This window comes from Streptococcus sp. HMSC065C01, from assembly GCF_001813525.1.
GTDB lineage: Bacteria > Bacillota > Bacilli > Lactobacillales > Streptococcaceae > Streptococcus > Streptococcus parasanguinis_V.
In genome coordinates, this window is sequence record NZ_KV812831.1 from 1 (window position 1) to 619 (window position 619).

At 50.7% G+C, this 619-nt stretch carries 6 tRNA genes; all 6 read left to right on the forward strand.

The window, feature by feature from the left end:
* The first annotated feature begins 33 nt into the window (after positions 1 to 33).
* The 6 genes from HMPREF2918_RS01630 to HMPREF2918_RS01655 all read left to right on the forward strand — a co-directional run bounded on the left by HMPREF2918_RS01630 (position 34) and on the right by HMPREF2918_RS01655 (position 569).
* Positions 34 to 106, forward strand: a tRNA-Asp gene (locus tag HMPREF2918_RS01630).
* 24 nt (positions 107 to 130) lie between these two features.
* A tRNA-Lys gene (locus HMPREF2918_RS01635) sits at positions 131 to 203 on the forward strand.
* A 6-nt stretch (positions 204 to 209) separates the two neighbouring features.
* Positions 210 to 291, forward strand: a tRNA-Leu gene (locus HMPREF2918_RS01640).
* Between the two features lie 17 nt (positions 292 to 308).
* A tRNA-Thr gene (locus tag HMPREF2918_RS01645) sits at positions 309 to 381 on the forward strand.
* Positions 382 to 404: 23 nt separating this feature from the next.
* Positions 405 to 476 (forward strand) — tRNA-Gly (locus HMPREF2918_RS01650).
* 7 nt (positions 477 to 483) lie between these two features.
* A tRNA-Leu gene (locus HMPREF2918_RS01655) sits at positions 484 to 569 on the forward strand.
* Positions 570 to 619 lie beyond the last annotated feature (50 nt).

Sequence of the window (619 nt, forward strand, 5' to 3'; positions counted from 1 at the left end):
AGGGTCAGCGGTTCGATCCCGTTAACTCCCATAGGTCCCGTAGTGTAGCGGTTATCACGTCGCCCTGTCACGGCGAAGATCGCGGGTTCGATTCCCGTCGGGACCGTTAAGATAATGAAAATTATTTTAAGACTCGTTAGCTCAGTTGGTAGAGCAATTGACTTTTAATCAATGGGTCACTGGTTCGAGCCCAGTACGGGTCATATTTTGCGGGTTTGGCGGAATTGGCAGACGCACCAGATTTAGGATCTGGCGCTTTACGGCGTGGGGGTTCAAGTCCCTTAACCCGCATAAGAGAATAATAATGAGCCGGCTTAGCTCAGTTGGTAGAGCATCTGATTTGTAATCAGAGGGTCGCGTGTTCAAGTCATGTAGCCGGCATTTTTTTATATAAAGAAAGCAATGCGAACGTAGTTCAGTGGTAGAACACCACCTTGCCAAGGTGGGGGTCGCGGGTTCGAATCCCGTCGTTCGCTTGAGGAGGCCGGGGTGGCGGAACTGGCAGACGCACAGGACTTAAAATCCTGCGATTGGTAACGATCGTACCGGTTCGATTCCGGTCCTCGGCATAGACAAAGGTTGAAAGAAGCACCCTTAGCTCAACTGGATAGAGTACCTG